Annotated in this window: 19 protein-coding genes; 8 read left to right on the plus strand and 11 right to left on the minus strand. The window is 59.6% G+C overall.

The features are described 5' to 3' along the window. Positions 1-93 precede the first annotated feature (93 nt). The 3 genes from AAGF34_RS15640 to AAGF34_RS15650 are packed head-to-tail and all read right to left on the minus strand — an operon-like array spanning position 94 to position 4531. The gene (locus AAGF34_RS15640; protein WP_342616643.1) at positions 94-2346 is read right to left on the minus strand and encodes a VWA domain-containing protein; all 2253 of its coding nucleotides are present in this window, start codon (positions 2344-2346) and stop codon (positions 94-96) included. Next, positions 2321-3124 carry a CbbQ/NirQ/NorQ/GpvN family protein gene (locus AAGF34_RS15645; RefSeq protein WP_342616644.1) on the minus strand — a complete coding sequence of 268 codons (804 nt, stop codon included), beginning with the start codon at positions 3122-3124 and terminating at the stop codon, positions 2321-2323. The genes AAGF34_RS15640 and AAGF34_RS15645 overlap by 26 nt, the downstream gene beginning before the upstream one ends. A gap of 27 nt (positions 3125-3151) precedes the next feature. Further along, positions 3152-4531: a ribulose-bisphosphate carboxylase gene (locus AAGF34_RS15650; RefSeq protein WP_342616645.1), complete on the minus strand. Its 1380-nt coding sequence runs from the start codon at positions 4529-4531 to the stop codon at positions 3152-3154. Positions 4532-4941: 410 nt separating this feature from the next. On the opposite strand from AAGF34_RS15650, the gene AAGF34_RS15655 reads away from it, so the two are divergent. After that, entirely contained in the window at positions 4942-5166 is a 225-nt protein-coding gene (locus AAGF34_RS15655; protein ID WP_342616646.1) for a hypothetical protein, read from the plus strand. Positions 5167-5175: 9 nt separating this feature from the next. Here AAGF34_RS15655 and AAGF34_RS15660 read toward each other — a convergent pair whose 3' ends face one another. From AAGF34_RS15660 to AAGF34_RS15670, 3 genes are all read right to left on the minus strand, one after another. Continuing rightward, entirely contained in the window at positions 5176-5352 is a 177-nt protein-coding gene (locus AAGF34_RS15660; protein WP_342616647.1) for a hypothetical protein, read from the minus strand. Positions 5353-5601: 249 nt separating this feature from the next. Next, the gene (locus AAGF34_RS15665) at positions 5602-6219 is read right to left on the minus strand and encodes a PEP-CTERM sorting domain-containing protein (RefSeq protein WP_342616648.1); all 618 of its coding nucleotides are present in this window, start codon (positions 6217-6219) and stop codon (positions 5602-5604) included. Between the two features lie 19 nt (positions 6220-6238). Continuing rightward, positions 6239-7528, minus strand: coding sequence for a hypothetical protein (locus AAGF34_RS15670; RefSeq protein ID WP_342616649.1), 1290 nt, complete (start codon positions 7526-7528; stop codon positions 6239-6241). Between the two features lie 764 nt (positions 7529-8292). On the opposite strand from AAGF34_RS15670, the gene AAGF34_RS15675 reads away from it, so the two are divergent. Beyond that, positions 8293-8607, plus strand: coding sequence for a PilZ domain-containing protein (locus AAGF34_RS15675; RefSeq protein WP_342616650.1), 315 nt, complete (start codon positions 8293-8295; stop codon positions 8605-8607). A gap of 24 nt (positions 8608-8631) precedes the next feature. On the opposite strand, the gene AAGF34_RS15680 is transcribed toward AAGF34_RS15675, so the two are convergent. Together AAGF34_RS15680 and AAGF34_RS15685 are read right to left on the minus strand one after the other, a co-directional pair. Beyond that, positions 8632-9507 (minus strand): alpha/beta hydrolase, encoded by an 876-nt coding sequence (locus AAGF34_RS15680; protein ID WP_342616651.1) that lies wholly within the window; start codon positions 9505-9507, stop codon positions 8632-8634. Then, positions 9497-10495: a branched-chain amino acid ABC transporter permease gene (locus tag AAGF34_RS15685; protein WP_342616652.1), complete on the minus strand. Its 999-nt coding sequence runs from the start codon at positions 10493-10495 to the stop codon at positions 9497-9499. The genes AAGF34_RS15680 and AAGF34_RS15685 overlap by 11 nt, the downstream gene beginning before the upstream one ends. A gap of 325 nt (positions 10496-10820) precedes the next feature. Here AAGF34_RS15685 and AAGF34_RS15690 point away from each other — a divergent pair, with 325 nt between their 5' ends. After that, on the plus strand, positions 10821-12431 hold the full coding sequence (locus AAGF34_RS15690; protein ID WP_342616653.1) for a methyl-accepting chemotaxis protein: 1611 nt from the start codon (positions 10821-10823) through the stop codon (positions 12429-12431). A gap of 160 nt (positions 12432-12591) precedes the next feature. Here the strand turns inward: AAGF34_RS15690 and AAGF34_RS15695 are convergent, their stop codons facing one another. Beyond that, positions 12592-13104, minus strand: coding sequence for a TetR/AcrR family transcriptional regulator (locus AAGF34_RS15695; protein ID WP_342616654.1), 513 nt, complete (start codon positions 13102-13104; stop codon positions 12592-12594). Between the two features lie 57 nt (positions 13105-13161). Here AAGF34_RS15695 and AAGF34_RS15700 point away from each other — a divergent pair, with 57 nt between their 5' ends. Together AAGF34_RS15700 and AAGF34_RS15705 are read left to right on the plus strand one after the other, a co-directional pair. After that, positions 13162-13314 carry a hypothetical protein gene (locus AAGF34_RS15700; RefSeq protein ID WP_342616655.1) on the plus strand — a complete coding sequence of 51 codons (153 nt, stop codon included), beginning with the start codon at positions 13162-13164 and terminating at the stop codon, positions 13312-13314. A gap of 282 nt (positions 13315-13596) precedes the next feature. Continuing rightward, on the plus strand, positions 13597-13983 hold the full coding sequence (locus tag AAGF34_RS15705; protein ID WP_342616656.1) for a hypothetical protein: 387 nt from the start codon (positions 13597-13599) through the stop codon (positions 13981-13983). Here AAGF34_RS15705 and AAGF34_RS15710 read toward each other — a convergent pair. Continuing rightward, on the minus strand, positions 13927-14898 hold the full coding sequence (locus AAGF34_RS15710) for a DMT family transporter (RefSeq protein ID WP_342616657.1): 972 nt from the start codon (positions 14896-14898) through the stop codon (positions 13927-13929). The two genes, AAGF34_RS15705 and AAGF34_RS15710, sit on opposite strands and share 57 nt — an antisense overlap. Before the next feature lie 101 nt (positions 14899-14999). Further along, positions 15000-15911 carry a LysR family transcriptional regulator gene (locus AAGF34_RS15715; protein ID WP_342616658.1) on the minus strand — a complete coding sequence of 304 codons (912 nt, stop codon included), beginning with the start codon at positions 15909-15911 and terminating at the stop codon, positions 15000-15002. Between the two features lie 150 nt (positions 15912-16061). On the opposite strand from AAGF34_RS15715, the gene AAGF34_RS15720 reads away from it, so the two are divergent. Genes AAGF34_RS15720 through AAGF34_RS15730 form a run of 3 tightly spaced genes read left to right on the plus strand, consistent with a single transcriptional unit; the run spans position 16062 to position 18616 of the window. Beyond that, entirely contained in the window at positions 16062-16778 is a 717-nt protein-coding gene (locus AAGF34_RS15720) for an HAD-IA family hydrolase (protein WP_342616659.1), read from the plus strand. Positions 16779-16786: 8 nt separating this feature from the next. Next, positions 16787-17497 carry a ribulose-phosphate 3-epimerase gene (gene rpe / locus AAGF34_RS15725; RefSeq protein ID WP_342616660.1) on the plus strand — a complete coding sequence of 237 codons (711 nt, stop codon included), beginning with the start codon at positions 16787-16789 and terminating at the stop codon, positions 17495-17497. Between the two features lie 36 nt (positions 17498-17533). After that, positions 17534-18616, plus strand: a complete 1083-nt coding sequence (locus AAGF34_RS15730; RefSeq protein ID WP_342616661.1) for a class 1 fructose-bisphosphatase — start codon at positions 17534-17536, stop codon at positions 18614-18616. Positions 18617-18628 lie beyond the last annotated feature (12 nt).

Below are 18628 nucleotides of genomic sequence, written 5' to 3' on the forward strand. Positions count from 1 at the left end.
GCCTCCGCGTCACCTCCCTGCGCGGCAAGCTTTCGGGGCTTGCTTGAACCCAGCCCATTGGCTGGGTTCTCTTTTTTTGTCTCCTGTTGGTTCTCAGGATGTCATGGCCACAAACAGCCGGGTGAGCTTTTCCGGCAGTCGCTCGATCTGGTCGGCGACGGTGAACTGGTTGGCGAATATGTCTTTTACATAGCTGTCTGCTTGCGTGTCCAGGCTGATGCAGTAAGTGCAGATACCTTGCGCGCGCAACTCGATGACGGCCTTGCGCGCATCTTCTACCAATAGCTGCTGGTCTTGTACGTCTACATCGGATGGCCTGCCATCGGTCAGCACCAGCAGGATTTTCTTGTCGGTCTTCTGCGCGGCCAGCGTGTGGGCGGCATGACGCATCGCCGCGCCCATGCGGGTGGAATACGCAGCTTGCACGGCCGCCAGTCGCGCTTTCACCTGATCATCCCAGTGTTCGCCAAATCCTTTCAAATGCATATAGCGCAGGTCATGACGTGTATTCGAATGAAAACCTGCAATCGCCAATGGATCGCCCAGTTGCTCAATTGACCAGGCCAGCAGAGCCACGGCTTCCTGGCTCAACTCCAACAGGCTTTGTCCTGAGCCTGGCACCTTCTGGTTCAATGATTCGGACAGGTCCAGCAACAGCGTGACCGCAATGCTGCGTCCATTGCTGCGGTGGCTCTGGGTGATGCGCCCATCGGGTTGTATTCCGCAGTGGTGGTCAATCTGGGCTTGCAAGGCGACATCCAGATCCAGTTCGCTGCCATCCTCCTGGTAACGTAGCCGCACCTTGTCCTGTGGTTTGACGAGATCCAACAAGCGCTTGAGCTGCTTGGCCAGCACGGCGTGCTTCTGAAGCAGTTGGTCAATGTCACTGGCTCTCCCACTGCCGTGCAGGCATTCATACAGGCTGACCCAGTCCGGCCGGTACGTTTGGCTGGCGTAGTCCCACTCCGGGTAGAGACGGGGTGGCAGCCTTTGCACCTCTTGTTGCTGCGTATGCGCATACGGTCTGTCAAAGTTCTCCTCATCGTCGCTGAGTTCATGGAATTTCCATAGGTGGCGGTTGTCGTCGCGATAGCCCACGTGGGTATGGTCAAACCAGGTGTCGGCAAGCTGGTCACTCTGCTGACGCGTGCGCGCCAGGTACTGCAGGGCCAGTGCGCTGATTTCCGTGGTGCAGGAAGGGCCGGGGTCCAGCAGCGCATGAAAGTGCGCCACACACGTCAGCAGGTCCGGATCGGTATAACCATGGTCCGGATACAGGAGTGCGCGCGACAGCATCGTGAGTCGATGGCGCAGGCAGGAGTGGGTGGCCGGGTTGCACGCGCCTAGAAGTGGGGCAGGGTGCAGGGCGCGCAAAGCCTTGCGCAGTCCGGGGTACAACCGCATGGTCAGCAGGTCCACCCGCGCATCTTCCAGGCATTCGATGGTCAAACGCTGCGCCGGGCTGAAGTTATCGGCATGGATGGCAGTGCTCCAGCGTTTGTGCGCAGCCATGTGCGCCAGCGCTGCGCGGTAGCGGTCCAGACCGCTGATGCTGGCGTCCGCCTCATACACATCGGGCAGGCGTATGCCTTCACTATCGAAATACGGTTGTGCAACCTGCTGCGGTAGGGACTCGTCCAAGGGGGCCGTGCTGTAGGGAATCAGCAGTGCGCCGTCATCCCACAATGCTTGCAGGTACATGTCCAGCACACGCATGTGGTCCACCAGCAGGGTTCCGTGACGCTCGCGCTGCAGCACGGCACGGCTGTCTGCGCTCTGCAGGGCAAAGTAGTCACGCTGCTGCTCGGGCTGATGGCCGTAATGGCGCACGCCATAGGCGGTCCAGGCCTGCAGGCCTTCTAGCGACAGGGTCTGCAGCACTTGCGGTGCCGTTTCGAAGAAGGTGGACAGGCAGGGGCTGGCATAGGTCTTGTGGATGCCGTGGATGGAGCCGCTGGTGGCATCCATGGTGTAGCGGCACAGTGCAAAGTAGTCCTCCATCTGTGCAAGGACGGGCAGCCTGCGTGCCACCGCCGGCAGCGCCTGCAGGAAGGGCGCAATGCTGCGCCCGTTGGGCGACTTGTTGATGCTGTGCACAGTCGTCATGACGGCAGACAGAGCCTCCTCACCCAATATCTGCGCTGTCTGCGGCCAGGCCTGCAGAAAGTTGAGCAGCGGATCCGGGCCGCGCCCCAGTTTGCCAAGCTGCGCGCAGGCGTCCACGAAGTCCTGCAGGCCCTGCTCCGTCAGCAGTTCCTCTGCTTGCAGCAAGCAGTCGTCCACCACAGCCGCCACTTGCGCAAAGCCGCAGGCCACACGCTCATGCAAAGACGCTGTCAATGGCATGGTCCAGCGTCGCGCGGATATCGGCGTCGTCGGTGATGGGGCGTACCAGTGCCATGCGGCAAGCGTCACGTGCACCCACGCCAGCCTGCATGAGCGTGGCCGCATACACCAGCAGCCGCGTGGAGATGCCCTCGTCCAAACCATGCCCCTTGAGGCGGCGCCCGGCCTGGCCCACCTGCACCAGTTGCAGCGCCACGGCCTCGGGCAGCCCGGTTTCCGTGTGCAGAATGCCGGCCTCCACGGCGGGCAGGGGATAGTCAAAGTCAAAGCCCACAAAGCGCTGTTTGGTGGATTGTTTGAGGTCCTTCATCAGGCTCTGGTAGCCCGGGTTGTAGGAGATCACCAACTGAAAGTCCGCATGCGCCTGGATCAACTCGCCATGCTTGTCCAGCGGCAACTGGCGCCGGTGGTCGGTCAGCGGGTGGATGACCACGGTAGTGTCTTGCCGCGCCTCCACGATTTCATCCAGGTAGCAAATGGCGCCTATGCGTGCGGCGGTCGTTAGCGGGCCGTCCAGCCAGCGCGTGCCGTTGGCTTCCAGCAGGTAGCGGCCCAGCAGGTCGGAGGCGGTCATGTCTTCGTTGCAGGCCACGGTGATCAGCGGCTTGCCCAGCTTCCACGCCATGTACTCCACAAAGCGCGACTTGCCGCAACCCGTGGGCCCCTTGAGCATGACCGGCAGGCGCGCCGCATAGGCGCTCTCGTACAGCGCCACCTCATTGCCCTGCGCCTGGTAGAAAGGCTGGTTCGTGATGCGGTAGGCAGTGGTATCGGCCATGGTGGCTGTCTCTGTGGGGTAAATGCCTCAGGCGTGCGTGCCCAGCTTTTCGCGCCAGCCGGGGTACAGCTTGTCGGCGTCGCCGGGGAAGGAAGCAAACGCGCGCGCAAACTCCTTGTGCTCCTTGGCAAACGCGATCGGGTCCGCGCCGCTCTTCCAGCATTCGTACGACTGGCGTAGCGAAATGGCGCCTGCCGCCGGGCTGTCGATGTGGCCGTACGAGCCGCCACCGGAGGTGTTGATGACATTGCCGTGGCCCAGGTTCTTGAAGAAGCCCGGCAGGCGCAGCGCATTCATGCCGCCGGAGATGATGGGTGTGGTGGGCTTCATGCTGTACCACTTCTGGTAGTACACCGGGCCCTGGCATTCGTCGCGCTCGATCATGTAGGCAATCTGTCGGTCGTCGTTCTCTCCTTCCATCTTGCCGTAGCCCATGGTGCCCACGTGGATGCCCGAGGCGCCTTGCAGCCGCGCAATCTTGGCCAGCACAAAGGCGGTGTAACCGCGCTTGGCCGAGGGCGAGGTGATCATGCCGTGGCCGGCACGGTGGTAATGCAGGTATTGGCCGGGATACTGGCGCCGTGCCGTGGTGATCATGCCCGGACCGCCCACAAAGCCGTCCACCAGGAAAGCCACCTTGTCGGCGTCGGAGCCAAAGGTCTCCAGGATGAAGTCGGCGCGTGCACACATCTCGTAGTGGTCGTCCGCCGTGATGTTGGCGGAGAACAGCTTGGGCTGGCCGGTCTCGTCTTGCGCACGCTTGAGGGCATCGGCCACCAGCGGGATGGTTTTCTTCAGCGGTGCAAAGGTCTGGTTGCCCTGCGGCTCGTCGTTCTTGATGAAGTCACCACCCAGCCAGAACTGGTAGGCCGCATGCGCAAACGGCTCGGGGCGCAGGCCCAGCTTGGGCTTGATGATGGTGCCGGCAATGTAGCCGCCATCCTTGAGCGGGCGGCCTAGGATGCGCCACAGGTCCGAGATGTCCTTGGCCGGGCCGTCAAACAGCTGGACGGCCCGCTCGGGCATGTAGAAGTCGTGGATCTTGGCGTGCTGGATGTCGCCCATGCCCTGGTTGTTGCCGATCACCAGCGTGAGGAAGGACACGATCATCATGCGCCCGTCGGTCAGATTGCGGTCGAACAGGTCCAGCGGATAGGCAATTCGCATGTCCTCGGTGGCCTCGTCGATGTAATAGACCAACGCGTCCACACCACGGGTGAAGTCATCGGTGGTGCTCACTTCCACATTGGTCCCGGTGGATGACTCCGCCGCAAAGTGCGCCGCCGCTTCCAGGTAGCCATGCCCTGCCTTGGGCTTCATGCGGTAGGCCACCAGAATGTGTTTGCCACCGGCAATGAGCTCGTCTTCTTTCAGGCTCAGGTCCGCATAGCGGTTGGATTGGTCCATTTTTTTGCTCCGTTGAGTGCAGGGAATTGCTGTCTACGGAGCGGACTATAGGGACGCCCATTCATCATGAAAATTCAATTTAAATGTGTGGCGAATCAGGTTTTTCTGATGGTTTTCAAGGCAGCGTGAATACTGATGACGTGCCAGGCCCGATGCCACAGCGGCCTCTATGCCCGTGAGGCTGTGGCAGCCAAAGCCAAACGCAATACGCCAGCAAGTAGCCTACGGTTGGCCATGGCCATTTGCCGTGGAGTCTCCCGGAAAAAGGAATTTGCTCTAGGGGACTATGTCCTAAGAGTCATCGGGAGTGCCTATGTGTTATGGTCATTGCGCCAATTGCATCTGATTGATTCAGGTCAGTGCGATTTATTGGAGCGGTGACACCATGAGCTTCGCTGGAGGGTAAGAAGATGGGTAAGAAAATTGACAACCTGCGCAGCGTTGTGCAGGACTTGGAAACTCGATACGGCAAAGACGACCTTGATGTTCAGCGATTGCAATCAGAGTTGCATGCATTGGAGCAGGTCAAGGAACGGAGAGTTGTTGAGCGTCGTGCGGCCACACCGCACAAGCACAACTTTCAATCGCTCGCCAAACAGCATTTCCATGCATCCAAGCTAGGTGACTTGCACTAGCTGACGTGGCTAGTTGGCATGAGTAAGTGCCAAGGCGATGAGGAAGGTGAGCATTCCAAGGCCCAACGCGAGCAAGCCAAAGTAGCCGATCTTTTGCGAAGGGTCAATGGATGGGTGCGGTCCAAAGACGATAGCAATCACACCAAGTATCACGAGTGCTGCCGATAGGTAGAAAGCCGGGTTCACAGTGGTTGCCTCCGTTGGACCTTGGTGCCTTCATCGTTGGTACACAGACAGTACGTAAGATAGCAGTGCCACCGTATTGGCACTCCATACCGCACTCAGTGGCAATGCAAACAACAGCCAAGGCATTGCAGCCATTCAAACGCTATTGTCACTGCGCGTGCGCGTAGAGCTATTGGTAAGCCTGCATTCCAGGAGCAGAAGTCGATCCGATTTGGAGCATGATTTGCGAGACTTGAGTCACATGCCCGCTTAGGCTTGCAAGGAATTGCGCTTTTTGAGTGCAACACCGATCAGACCAATTCCCGCCAGCAGCATGGCAACGCTGGTGGGTTCGGGAACGGGGGCCACGTCGACGCGCAGGCCAAACTGATAGGCACTGGCTCCACTTTGGTGCGAGTCATACCCGTTCCCTGAGGTAATTGCCGTGCGTGTCAAAGGCGTTCCTGTGGCGATCTGTGGGGCGACGAGGTTGGAGCCCTGTGTATCGCTAACTTCCAAGCCAATCCAATATGTCCCGCTGTCCACTGTCCAGTTCAGATTGGATGCCCCATTCCAGCCGGTGCCCGTAAAGGTCGCAGTGCTGGAATAAAGCTGGGAGCCCACCTTGTTTGCCGACGTGTTGCTATACAGCGTGATGCTGAAGTCGTTGCCACCTGGGAACAGTTGGTCCAGGTATGCAGAGATACTGTTGACTTGATAGGCTTGGTTGAAAGTCACCTGACCGGCCAGCCAGTCGGCACTGTCAACAGCAATCTGGCTGCCTGTATTGTCAGGCGTTCCGGTATTGACGGCCAGTTCGGCGTGGGCAACATTGACAGACAGCAGCAGTGCCAGCAGAGCAGAACCCGCAAATGTTTTGTTCATCATGATGGATATTTCTTTGCGTTCAGTAAGGCAGAACGAAGTTGCTCAGAACGGCGGTGCCGTTGTAGTTTTCATCGAAGCCGTATGCAGTTACTTGAACCTTGCCGCTCTGGTAGACGCGAACCTCGGCCCACGCATACTTACGGTCATTGGGGTTGTTGGTCGTAACCGACGTTTCAAACGGGGAACCACCAGAACCTACCAGCACCTGATAGGAACCACCCAACGGTTGCTGGATGTTGAAGATGTGTTCGTGTCCAGAGAAGTAGGTCGCATGGTTGCTTTCGATCACTTTCCAGAACTCGTCACGATTGCACGCAGTAGCCACAATTGCCACACTTCCATCCGCCGGGTTGGTGCACTTGGCGGTAGTTGCATCAATGCCTGCCAGTTTGGTGATGGCAACTGGTGGCGTTTTGGTGTAGTCCATGTACTTGTACGTATAGGCTGGCTTGTGACCGAATACGAACAGCTTGACGTTGGGGTTGCGTGCTTGGGCGGCAGCGAAATCAGCGGCGAGCCACACAGCAGGCGCGCGACCGTCTACGCCCACCGCATCGGTATTGACGATGGCGAAGTGGCTACCCTTGAAATCAAAGCTGTAGCTCAGACCATACTGGCTGGTTGAATAGGTCTTTGCTGGCTCCGAATTGGCCAGCTTGTCGCCAATTTTTGGATAGTTGTTGGCGTCGTAGTAGAGATCAGAGGCGGACGCTCCCGTCACGTTCAGCAAACGGTTGTTATCCAGAATGAGATCAACCATGTTGTCGCGCCAGATCGCCTCATTGCCTGGTTGGGCGGTTTTGGCAGGTGTGCAGCTCTTGCACTGTGTTTCATGATTTCCAGGAACAGGAACCACGTAGGTGCCAGTCTCAAACAGATTGGCCACCAACCCACGCCAGAAGGCGTACTGTGCATAAAAATCCGTGGTGTCCGTCGTCAAACCGGAAGGCAGATTGGCCGGCGTCCAGACTCCGCCCACATTGGTGGTCTTGTATGGTGTCAGGTCCGTGCCATTGCCATATCCCATGACCATATCGCCATTGAAGAACAGCAGATTGGCTTTATGGGACGAGATGGTACGCATGATTCGCGACCATGCTTTGGTGTTCTGCAGCCACTTCGCATCCTGCGCAGTTACTCCTCCTTGTGCGACTTGAGAGGGGTCCAGGGTAATGGGATCCTGGCGGGAATCTCCAACGGTTGCAAAAGTGAGGATGACTGGATCATCAGCGAGAGCCGAGGTGGACACAGTGAGCGCGGCTGATGCGGCAAGTGCAAGGACGAATTTGGACAGGGTTGGATTTTTCATGGGTTCCATCTTTAGACTGATAAATGCAATAGCCCGCGGGCGTACCACGCATCCCTGAAATCAGGTCAGCGGCTCATCGTATGGATCAATTGTTACGAGAGATGCATCCACTCATGTGCGGAGCGTAGTACGTTTGGCCAAAGTACAAGCCCATTTGCGCGACGTACTACATGGCCTGCATCGGCAGAGACACTCAGGACGATGCCCGGATCGGCGTCGCCGCTCCGATGCGAAAAAGTTGATGGCTCGTGCGTTTCGCACTGGCGGTGGTCCTTAAGACATAAACCAAGGCCGACCGTGCGTTCGGCGTTATTGGGCCAGCGTGAATGTCAAACCAAATATGCGGAGAGCCAAGTTTTGCATGGGGGCGGTCAGTATTGACTCGCTGTAATTGAGCATTCCTATCGTATTGACATATGCCAATGTAACAATTAATGGGAAAAAGTTACATTTCACCCGAATGGGGGATGCGTAGCTGGTGCTTCATCAATAGACTGAAAGAAATGCAGTATTCATATCGCCATCCAGACGCAAACGTTGCGGAAACCAAGGGTCCGGCGGAATCCGCACGCCCAGAGATCAAGTCTATTGACTTGGTGGAGCGGCGAAAGTTTGTACGGACGTTACCTGTGCCGGAAGCGTTCGAAAGCAATGACGAGGAGTCCTGGAGACTTTGGACTCAAGCCTTGGATAAGTAGTCTTTCAATGCGGCCCACTCTTTACTGAAATTCAGCAATACGGCTCCAATAGCGTAAATACAGAAATTGCAAAATCCAACCAATACCGTCGTGGAGGGGTACCAGCAATCGCTGGATCGCGCCGAGCGTGTTTATGCAACGCTCCCGCTTGGGTATGGGGCTGCGGGGGCAACCACGCAGAATATCAGCGCCACCGGTGTCCTGTTTTCAACGAACGAGGATGCCGAGCTTGGATCGACAGTGACGTTCACCGTAGAAGTCGTTTTGGACGGTAGAAGGCTGAATCTGGTATGTGAGGGGAAGGTGGTTCGGGTCGAACATCAAAACGGGAGAACCAGTGTGGCCGCAAGACTGTCTGATTCCTTTTTTGAAGTTGCCTGACCACATCTCACGGGTCCTTCCAGACTACCCCACCCGCTGAATGAACTCCGTGACAGCATCAAGCTGATGCGCAACATTGAGTGCTGGCGCATGGCCGCAGCCCGGCACTTCTAGCACCTGCAACTGTGCATGCTGGCCGGGGCCCCGGCTGCGCATCTGGTCTACCGTTTCGGGCAGCACGAGGTCGGAGTCCGCGCCGCGCAGCAGCAGTACTGGGATGGTCAGTGCATCGTAGTGTTGCCAGATCAGGTAGTCGTCCGGATGGTGGAAAAACTGGCCGACCATGGCAGGGTCATAGTGCGGGGTGACGCGGCCGTCCGGCAGGCGGCGTGTGGAACTCTCGGCCAGGCGGCGCCACTGCGCATCGCTGAGCCAGCCGAAGGGTTTGTAGGCCTGGCGGAAGAAGGCTTCGAGTTCGCGCACGGTGGCAAAGGCGGGCGGGTTGCCTGCATAGGCCTTGATGCGTTCAATGGCCGACTGGGCCAGTTGCGGCGCGTTGTCGTTGAGCACCAGGCTCTTGATCCGTTGCTTCATGGTGGGCGCATAAAGGCCCGAGGCACAGACGGTGCCGATGGCGCCGCCCATGGAGGTGCCAACCCAATGCGCAGACTGGATTCCCAGGGCATCAAACAGCCCTGCGGCCAGCCGTGCATAGAAGGCCAGGCAATATTCGTTGTGCGGGTCCGGGCTCCACTGGCTGTAACCGCGGCCCAGCGTGTCGGGGCAGATCACGCGGTAGCCGCGCTCGGCCAGGTGCATGGCCAGCTCGTCCATGTCGCGCCCGGTGCGCGCCAGCCCATGCCAGGCAATGACGACCGGGCCCTGGGCCGGTCCCCAGTCCATGTAGTGGATCTCGCGACCGGCGCAGACAGCGTATTCCGAACGGGACTCAATGGCCATGAGATTCTCCTTGGCGGCGCAGGCGTCCCACCATGCCGGTGGGGAAGTAGTAAACCGAAAGCACAAACAGCAGGCCCAGCCAGAGCATCCAGCGATCAGGCGAGAGCAGGGCGGAGAGCAGGGGCAGGGCGGTGGTGGCTTCGCTGCCCAGGCGCAGCAAATCCTGCAGATAGCTTTGGGCCACCAGAAAGACCACCGAGCCCACGAGGGCGCCGTAGATCGTGCCCATGCCGCCGATTACCACGATGAGCAGCACGTCCATCATGATTTCGAAAGACAGCGAGGTGTCGGGCCCGTTGTAGCGCAGCCAGAGCGCCAGCATGACGCCGGCCAGCGTGGCAAACAGGGCGGACAGCACGCTCGACAGCGTGCGGTACACAACCACCCGGTAGCCTATGGCCTCGGCGCGGAATTCGTTTTCGCGAATGGCCTGCAGCACCCGGCCAAAAGGCGAGTTGACGATACGCAGCAGCGCCAGCGTCAGCAGCACAGCCACCACAAAAAGCAAGTAATAGCAGATCACCAGGCCATCGATGGTCAGGCCCAGCACGGGTTCGTCAAAGGGCTCAAAACTGGGCATCAGCCACAGTGGCAACTTGAAGCTCAGGCCGTCTTCACCGCCGGTGATATCCGATAGCTGGGAGGCCAACGTCTGGAAGGCGGAGGCCACGGCCAGCGTGATCATGGCAAAGAAGATGGCGCGAACCCGCAATGAAAACAGGCCGACGGCCAAGGCCAGCAGCAGCGACAACAACAGCGACGCCCCCGTGCCGATGGCCAGTGCTCCCCAGGTCGGGCCGAGGCTGGTAGTGGCAATTGCCACGCCATACGCGCCTATGCCAAAAAACATGGTGTGCGCAAAGCTGACGATGCCGGTGTAGCCCAGCAGCATGCCCTCGCTAGCAGTGGCAAAGAGGTCGAACATGGAGCGCGCTGCGAGTTCAAGAATGCTCTGGGCGTCGCGGGGAAGCGAATCGGTTGTTTGCATTCTGTCAATGGTAGCGACTACAAGTGCGTCCATACTATGTCAGTATGATGTTCAAATAACGCAGCACCTGAGCATTTGTTGGTCCGTCGCAGTCAGGTCAGGAGTGTTGCTGACACAGATGGGGCCAAAGCTCTGGCAATAACAGGGGCAGGAGGGTGTCTTCATATGAACAGGACACGGTCAGTCTGCAATAAGGCGAAGTTAAGGTGACGCACAGACAATCATGTCTAAAACAAAGACTTTGGCATGGCTCCCAATTCCCGAGGTCTGATCGCTGACGCGATGATTCGGCAATAACAAACAATAGCAATAGCGAGGTGTCACCATGCGTACCAATCTACCTGTCTCCCAGCATGCGTACGTGGTTCCATCGGAGCAGACCTTGGTGTCTGTTACAGATCTCAAGGGGCGTATCGTCTATTGCAATCCTGCTTTTATTGAAGTCAGTGGCTTTGCGGCCAGCGAGCTTTTGGGTCAACCGCACAACATGGTGCGTCACCCGGATATGCCAGAAGAGGCGTTTCGCGATCTGTGGGACACCATTCAGGCCAAACAACCCTGGAGTGCTCTGGTAAAGAATCGCCGCAAGAATGGTGATCACTATTGGGTCCGCGCCAATGCCACCCCCATGGTGGATGGCGAGAAGATCACGGGCTACCTGTCTGTGCGCACGTCCCCATCGCCCGATTCCATTCGTGAAGCGGAAGAGCTGTATGCCGCAATGCAGGCCGAGGCGAAAACTGGTCGCGTTACCTTGAAGCTGCACAGAGGGCAGGTCGTGCGAACCGATTTAAAGGGGCGGTTTTTCCAGCTGTTCAAGCCCGGTTTGGTGGCCCGTCTGGCATGGATCCAGTGTCTGCTTATGGCGCTGGTGGTGGCAGCTTCCGCTCTGGCGCTGCCGTTGCTGCCCATGGCATTGTTGGCCGTGGGCATTGCCGCAGCAACGGTATGGACCACGTGGCGCATGACCATCAAGCCATTGCAAAGTCTGGTCGCCGATGCCAATCACCTGGCAGCCGGAGACTTGTCTCACAAGGTGCCCGTCAGCGGTCAGGGCCTGCTGCGTGAACTGCGGCAGGCAATGCGGCAGATGTCTGTCAATCTGCGTACCGTGGTGAGCGATGTGCGGGAGGAAATTGAACAAGTCAGCCGCTCCGTGCGGGAGATTGCAGACGGCAATCAGGATCTTTCTGCACGTACGGAATCGCAGGCTAGCAGTCTGGAAGAAACGGCAGCGTCCATGGAGCAGATCAATAGCGCCGTGAAAACGAGTGCTGCATCTGCCAAGCAGGGGGCCGAAATGGCGTTGCAGACCCAGGCCGTCACGCACAACAGCAATGAGGCTGTGGCCCAGGTTGCTCACTCCATGCACGAGATTTCAGAATCGTCTGGACGCATTACCGAAATCATCCACCTGATAGAAGGCGTGGCTTTTCAAACCAATATCCTGGCCTTGAATGCAGCGGTGGAAGCAGCTCGTGCGGGCGAGCAAGGTCGGGGATTCGCTGTGGTGGCCGCCGAAGTGCGCTCGCTGGCCCAGCGCACGGCTTCAGCCGCCAAGGATATCAAGCAACTCATCACCGAATCCAATGGGCGCATCACGATTGGCAGCGACCAGACCCGCTTGGCACAAGAAAGAATGAAGGGCGCATTGGACGCAGTCGACCAGGTCAACACCATGCTGGGCGAGATCACCACTACGTCATCCGAACAGACACAGGGAATTTCCCAGATAAACGAGGCCATTGCGCAAATGGACACCATTACCCAGCAGAACGCTGCCATGGTTGAAGAGTTGGCGGCCACAGCCAATGCCCTGGCGCAACAGGTGCAGGGCGTGAGCAATTCCATGCGATTGTTCCGATTGAAGGCCGGAGACCAAACGATAGACCAGGTGGACGCAGTTTCGTTGCGAAGGTTGGGTAAATCAAATTGATCTGATCGCTGGTCATTTGGTTCAGAACACCTCGTTCGTTGGAAACGGAGAGGTCTTTCAAACAGGATTTCCGGATAGCTGTGAATGCGGAGTGCGAATGCTGTGCCCGTTTCCGCCGGTCGCGATTGGCAACTTTGGGCAGCAAATCAGCCGATTCTGTTCAGGCACGAATTGTTTTTATAAATTGATCAAGCACTTTCATACTTTCACATAGTGCTTGTTCGGCATCCACTCCCCAAGTATCGAATTGACCATCGATGCGCATTCGCGCCAATCCATAGGCCAACGCGCGGGCACCCAAAACGTATTGGGCGACATCGCCAGGCCTCAGGTAGCCTTGATCAGCTGCGCTCTGCATCAAGTGCATCATGGTTTGCTGAAGTTCATTATTGCGCTGGCGCAGACCTGGGCTGTCATAGTCGATAACCGCGCGTGTCGAGATCACTTGGAAATGTGTGGGATTCGCAAAAGCCCATCGCAAAAATCCTTCGCCAATCGCGCGAAACTTGTTTAGCGGATCATCTTCAGACGCAAGTTTTAGTGTCTGCTTCACGGCCTCCATCAATCGATCCTGGGCTTCTTCAGCCACCGCAGTTAACAATGCCGTGCGACTTTGAAAATGACGAAATGGTGCCCCCGGAGATACGCCAATACGACGCGCAAGTGCGCGCACGCTAACGGCTTCCAGGCCTTGCTCTTCAATGAGATCAACTGCCGCAGCAATTAATGCTTGGCGAAGATCACCGTGGTGGTACCCGCGCTCAGCCCCTATGCAGCTTTCTCACGAGTCGAGGAGAACGTGTTGCCATCGCTCAATTCTGCGCCTGCACCGGACCACCGCAAGTTTGTGGGCCGTTCTGAATCTGCCATTCTCGACCGGTAGCAATTGGCCAACAGCTGACTTAACCAATAGCCGCTCTGACCGGCCGCAACCGCTACACCAACGGCAATCAGACGTCCGCTTTGGAGCAGCGAATCCACTCTCCCGAAGACCCGCTTTGGGTCGGAATCAGTCTTTGGGATTCGCGCTATGAGTCACTTTTTCCAACCCAAAGCCGCTTCCCCAATTCCCCATTCCAACCACCCCCCACATTGACACCTCACCATCCCACCCCTACATTCTTGACCTTCATCAACCCAATATAAACAGCGAGAGGGGCACAACATGGACAAAGGTCTGGGGCTGCGGTGGATCAAGATGGCGGCGGTGTATCTGACAGTCGGGGTGGCGTTGGGCATTCACATGGGCAAGAGCCATGACTTTGTGCTTGCGCCGGTGCATGCGCACATCAATCTGTTGGGCTGGGCCACCATGGCCTTGATGGGGGTGTTGCACCATCTCTTTGCGGCGCAGCTGGCCAACAAGCTGGCGCAGGTGCAGTTCTGGTTGCACCAGGTGGCCACGCCGGTGATGTTGATTGCGCTGGCAGCGATGCTGATGGGCAATGCAGCAGTGGAGCCCGTGGTGGGCATCGCCTCGCTGGTGGTTGGCGTGTCAGTGCTGCTGTTTCTCTACAACGTGCTGCGCAACCTGCGCGCTGCTGCCGGCTGACGCATTGCCGCTGCGGGCAAAGAGCACGATGCCCGCCAGCGAGATCAGCAGGCCCACAGCCATTTGCCACGATAGGGGCTCGTCAAACATCAGCCAGGCCCAGACCATGGTGATGGGCGGGCTCAGGTACAGCACTGCCGTGACGCGCGCAGCCGAGGTGTGGCGCAGCGCCAGGTAATACAGGCTCCACGACCCAAACGTGGCCACAAACACCAGCCATAAGATGCCGCCAATGAAGCGTGGGTTGGTCGACGGCATGACGCTGCCCTCAAACCCCGCGCATACGGCAAACACGGCCGCTGCGCTCAGGCACTGGATGCAGAGCTGCTGGTACACCGGCATGTTTCTGGAAGGGCTGTTCTTTTGCAGCAGCGTGGCCAGTGCCAGTGCTGCCGTGCCCAGCATCGGCAGGCCATAGGCCCACAGCGGCGCTTCACCGCCCTGGGTACTGACGCCGGAGGCCACCACCACGCCCAAGAGGCCAACCACCGTGCCAACCCACTGCCGGCCCGACAGCGCATGGCCCAGCACGGGCCACGACAGCACCGCCACCACCAGCGGCAGCATGTCGGTCACCAGTGCCACCAGGCCGGTAGGTACGCGCTGGCCTATGGCCAATGCAAAGCTGCCCAGGTAGGCTGCCATGGCCAGTGCGCCAAAGAAGATCTGTGCGCGCACCTGCGCCCATGGCATGCGCGGCCCCAGGCACAGCGCAATTGGCAGCAGCAGCACGCCCGACACCAGGCTGCGCCAAAGCAGGATGGAGAAGATGGGCGCATAGTCGCTGGAAAAGCGAATGCCTACAAAGCCGCCGCTCCAGCTCACCACCATGGCGGCTTCCAGCAGCAGGGCCAGGGCGACTGTGCGTGCGCGTCCCTTAGGTTGGGGTGTGGTGTGGCGCGCTGTATCCTGCAATGTGCTGACTCCCTTTGCCTAGTGCAGCCATGCTAAGCGCCGATGCGGCTATGCCCTTGGAGCTCCACGACCCCAACTAGCGCAAATGCGCCGGTGCAGCCTCAGCTCCACGAATCCATCAGCGCCGCGCCCTGCTCGATCAGGAAATCCTTGAAGGCGCGCGCAGCCGGCGAGAGCGTCTTGTGCTTCAGGTGCGTCACATACCAGTGGCCCGGGGGCGGCAGGTCCTTCACGTCGATGAGCGCAATGTGGCCACTGGCCAGCTCATGGCGCATGGTGCGCATGGACAGAAAACTCAGTCCCATGCCCGCCATGACGGCCTGCTTGATGGTTTCGTTGCTGGGCATTTCCATCTCGATTTGCAGCGGCGTCTTGTGCTGGGTAAACAGGCGCTGCATGGCCGCACGCGTGCCTGAGCCTTCTTCGCGTACCACGAACTTGTAGTCGGCCAGAGCCGAGAAGGGCAATTGCTTGCGGCGCACCAGCGCGTGGTTGGGTGCGGCCACAAAGGCCAGCGGGTTGCTGGCAAACGACGTGGCCTCGATGTCCATGTCCGAGGGGCTGCGCCCCATCACCACCAGGTCCACCTCCTTGCGCGCCAGCAGGCCCAACACGTTCTCCCGGTTGTCGATCTGCAGCTGCACGTGGATGCCCTCGAACAGCTTGTCAAACTGCACCAGCAGCATGGGGATGAAGTACTTGGCCGTGCTCACCACAGCCAAGTCGATGCGGCCTTTCTTCAGGCCCACATGGTCGGCCATCTGCGCTTCCAGGTCCTTGAACTGGCCCATGGCCGCCTGCGCGTGGGTCAGGAACACCTGGCCCGCGTGGGTCAGGCGGATGTTGCGCCCCTCAGGCTCCAGCAGTGCCAGGCCAAAGGCGTCTTCGAGCTGGCGGATCTGCATGGACACGGCCGGCTGCGTGACGAACAGCCGCTCAGCCGCCTTGGACACGGACTTCTGCCGCGCTACTTCCAGAAAGGTCTGGATTTGCTTGAGTGTGTAGGGACGCATGGTGGGCTTATTGTGGGTGCAGTTGCATTAGTTAAAGCTGATGCGTTGTCCAGAAAACGTGATTGGAGTTTATGGGTGCAGCCCCGTAAAGTAAATCCCAAGTTGCCGCTCAGGTGACCCGATTTTCCCCAACCAGCGAGGCAACCCGGCATGTTGAAGGCCCTGATTTTTGATGTGGATGGCACCCTGGCAGACACCGAGTCGGCCCACCGTGCGGCCTTCAACCAGGCTTTTGCCGAAATGGGCATGGACTGGCATTGGGACGAGGCGCTCTACACCCGGCTCCTGCATGTGTCGGGTGGCAAGGAGCGCATTGCCCACTACTGGCAGGAGGTGCACCCCGAGGTGCGCGCCATCGACGGCCTGGCCTTGCAGGACACGGTGAACCGCCTGCACGAGCTCAAGACGGCGGCCTACAACGCTGCCGTCAACAGTGGCGCGGTGGTGCTGCGCCCGGGCGTGCTGCGCCTCATGTCCGAGGCCCACGCGCAGGGGCTGCAACTGGCCATTGCCACCACCACCTCGCCAGTCAACATTGCGTCCTTGCTGCGCCGCGCCCTGGGCGCGGACTGGCGTTTGCAATTCAGCGCCATTGGTGATGCTTCCACCGCTCCCATCAAGAAGCCGCACCCGCAGGTGTACCTGCAGATGCTGCAGGCACTGGGTCTGCAGCCCCAGGAATGCATAGCCTTTGAAGATTCTTCCAACGGGCTGCAGGCGGCACGCGCGGCCCAACTGGCTACGTTGATCACGCCCACCAGCTACACCGCCGACCACGACTTTGATGGCGCCCTGCGTGTGGTGCCGGACCTCACCCATGTGGACCTGGTGCGCCTGCGCAGCTGGCACGCACAAGCCCTGCAATGAAAGACACCATGACCGCGACCGACTTCACACCCACCCAGCTGCGCCTGGCGCCTTCCATCCTCTCGGCCGACTTTGCGCGCCTGGGCGAGGAGGTGCGTGCCATCGAAGCTGCCGGTGCCGACCTGGTGCACTTCGACGTGATGGACAACCACTATGTGCCCAACCTGACCATAGGCCCGCTGGTGTGCGAGGCCATTCGGCCGCATGTGACCATTCCCATCGACGTGCACCTCATGGTGGAGCCGGTCGATAGCCTGGTGCCGCTGTTTGCCAAGGCTGGTGCCAACCTCATCACCTTCCACCCCGAGGCCTCGCGCCATGTGGACCGCACCTTGTCGTTGATCCGCGACCACGGCTGCAAGGCCGGGCTGGTGCTCAATCCGGCAAGCCCGCTGCAGTGGCTGGACCACGTAATGCACAAGCTCGACATCGTGCTGCTCATGAGCGTGAACCCCGGCTTTGGCGGCCAGCAGTTCATACCCGCCACGCTGCCCAAGTTGCGCGCCGTGCGCCAGCGCATTGATGCCCACATGGCCGCAGGCGGCCAGCCCATCTGGCTGGAAGTGGATGGTGGCGTGAAGACCGACAACATCCAGACCATCGTGCGCGCCGGTGCCGACACCTGCGTGGCTGGCAGCGCCGTGTTCGGCGCACCCGATGCCGATGGCGGCTACCGCACCGTGATGCACACCCTGCGCAGCCAGGCGCTGCAGCGCTGAGGCCCCCCGAATTTTTAGCAATCCGAGAGACCCACCATGCCCCTGACCAACCGCTCCACCCTGACGCAGTTCCTCATCGAGGAGCGGCGCAATTTCCCCAACGCCAGCGGCGACTTCAATGCCCTGATCCTGGACGTGGCCCTGGCCTGCAAGGCCATTGCCCGCGCCGTGGCCTTTGGCGAACTGGGCGGCGTCATGGGCAACCATGCCGAGCACACCGGCGGTTCCATCAACGTGCAGGGCGAGACGCAGAAGAAACTGGACGTGCTATCCAACGATGTGTTCATCCAGCGCACCGCCTGGGCCGGGCATCTGGCGGGCATGGCCTCGGAAGAAATGGAGCAGCCCTACCAGATACCGGCGCAGTACCCGCGCGGCAAGTACCTGCTGGTGTTCGACCCGCTGGACGGCTCCAGCAACATCGACGTGAATGTGTCGGTGGGCAGCATCTTCTCGGTGCTGCGCGGCCCGGATAACGGTGCCGATGTCACCGAGGCTGACTTCCTGCAACCCGGCACCCAGCAGGTGGCTGCGGGCTATGCGCTGTATGGCCCCACCACCATGCTGGTGCTCACCGTGGGCACCGGTGTCAACGGCTTCACCCTGGACCCCAATCTGGGCGAGTTCATGCTCACCCACCCCAAGATGCAGATCCCCGCGGACACGCAGGAGTTCGCCATCAACGCCTCCAACAGCCGCTTCTGGGAGCCGCCCGTCAAGCGCTATGTGGACGAGTGTCTGGCCGGCAAGACCGGCCCGCGCGACAAGGACTTCAACATGCGCTGGATTGCCAGCATGGTGGCCGAGGCGCACCGCATCCTGATGCGCGGCGGCGTGTTCCTCTATCCGCGCGACACCAAGGACGCGGCCAAGCCCGGCCGCCTGCGCCTGCTCTACGAGGCCAACCCAATCGGCATGGTGATGGAGCAGGCCGGTGGCCGCGCCAGCACGGGCGTCGGGCCGGTGCTGCAGGTTGAGCCCATTGGTCTGCACCAGCGCATCGGCCTGGTGTTCGGCTCGCGCAACGAGGTGGAGCGCATCGAGCGTTACCACGCTGAGCCCGTCCGCAAAGACCTGGCCAACCCACTGTTTGCCGAACGCAGCCTGTTCCGCGACTGAAACGAATTCACA

Origin of the sequence: Rhodoferax sp. GW822-FHT02A01 (assembly GCF_038784515.1) — a bacterium.
Taxonomy (GTDB): domain Bacteria; phylum Pseudomonadota; class Gammaproteobacteria; order Burkholderiales; family Burkholderiaceae_C; genus Allorhodoferax.

Excerpts from the sequence above, each read along its gene's own strand:
- AAGF34_RS15655 (WP_342616646.1), top strand. The coding sequence starts at position 4,942 with ATGGGTAAGAAAATTGACAACCTGCGCAGCGTTGTGCAGGACTTGGAA.
- AAGF34_RS15715 (WP_342616658.1), bottom strand. The coding sequence starts at position 15,911 with ATGCGTCCCTACACACTCAAGCAAATCCAGACCTTTCTGGAAGTAGCG.
- AAGF34_RS15665 (WP_342616648.1), bottom strand. The coding sequence starts at position 6,219 with ATGATGAACAAAACATTTGCGGGTTCTGCTCTGCTGGCACTGCTGCTG.
- AAGF34_RS15680 (WP_342616651.1), bottom strand. The coding sequence starts at position 9,507 with ATGGCCATTGAGTCCCGTTCGGAATACGCTGTCTGCGCCGGTCGCGAG.
- AAGF34_RS15670 (WP_342616649.1), bottom strand. The coding sequence starts at position 7,528 with ATGAAAAATCCAACCCTGTCCAAATTCGTCCTTGCACTTGCCGCATCA.
- AAGF34_RS15650 (WP_342616645.1), bottom strand. The coding sequence starts at position 4,531 with ATGGACCAATCCAACCGCTATGCGGACCTGAGCCTGAAAGAAGACGAG.
- AAGF34_RS15730 (WP_342616661.1), top strand. The coding sequence starts at position 17,534 with ATGCCCCTGACCAACCGCTCCACCCTGACGCAGTTCCTCATCGAGGAG.
- AAGF34_RS15685 (WP_342616652.1), bottom strand. The coding sequence starts at position 10,495 with ATGCAAACAACCGATTCGCTTCCCCGCGACGCCCAGAGCATTCTTGAA.
- AAGF34_RS15645 (WP_342616644.1), bottom strand. The coding sequence starts at position 3,124 with ATGGCCGATACCACTGCCTACCGCATCACGAACCAGCCTTTCTACCAG.
- rpe (WP_342616660.1), top strand. The coding sequence starts at position 16,787 with ATGACCGCGACCGACTTCACACCCACCCAGCTGCGCCTGGCGCCTTCC.
- AAGF34_RS15705 (WP_342616656.1), top strand. The coding sequence starts at position 13,597 with ATGGACAAAGGTCTGGGGCTGCGGTGGATCAAGATGGCGGCGGTGTAT.
- AAGF34_RS15690 (WP_342616653.1), top strand. The coding sequence starts at position 10,821 with ATGCGTACCAATCTACCTGTCTCCCAGCATGCGTACGTGGTTCCATCG.
- AAGF34_RS15640 (WP_342616643.1), bottom strand. The coding sequence starts at position 2,346 with ATGCCATTGACAGCGTCTTTGCATGAGCGTGTGGCCTGCGGCTTTGCG.
- AAGF34_RS15720 (WP_342616659.1), top strand. The coding sequence starts at position 16,062 with ATGTTGAAGGCCCTGATTTTTGATGTGGATGGCACCCTGGCAGACACC.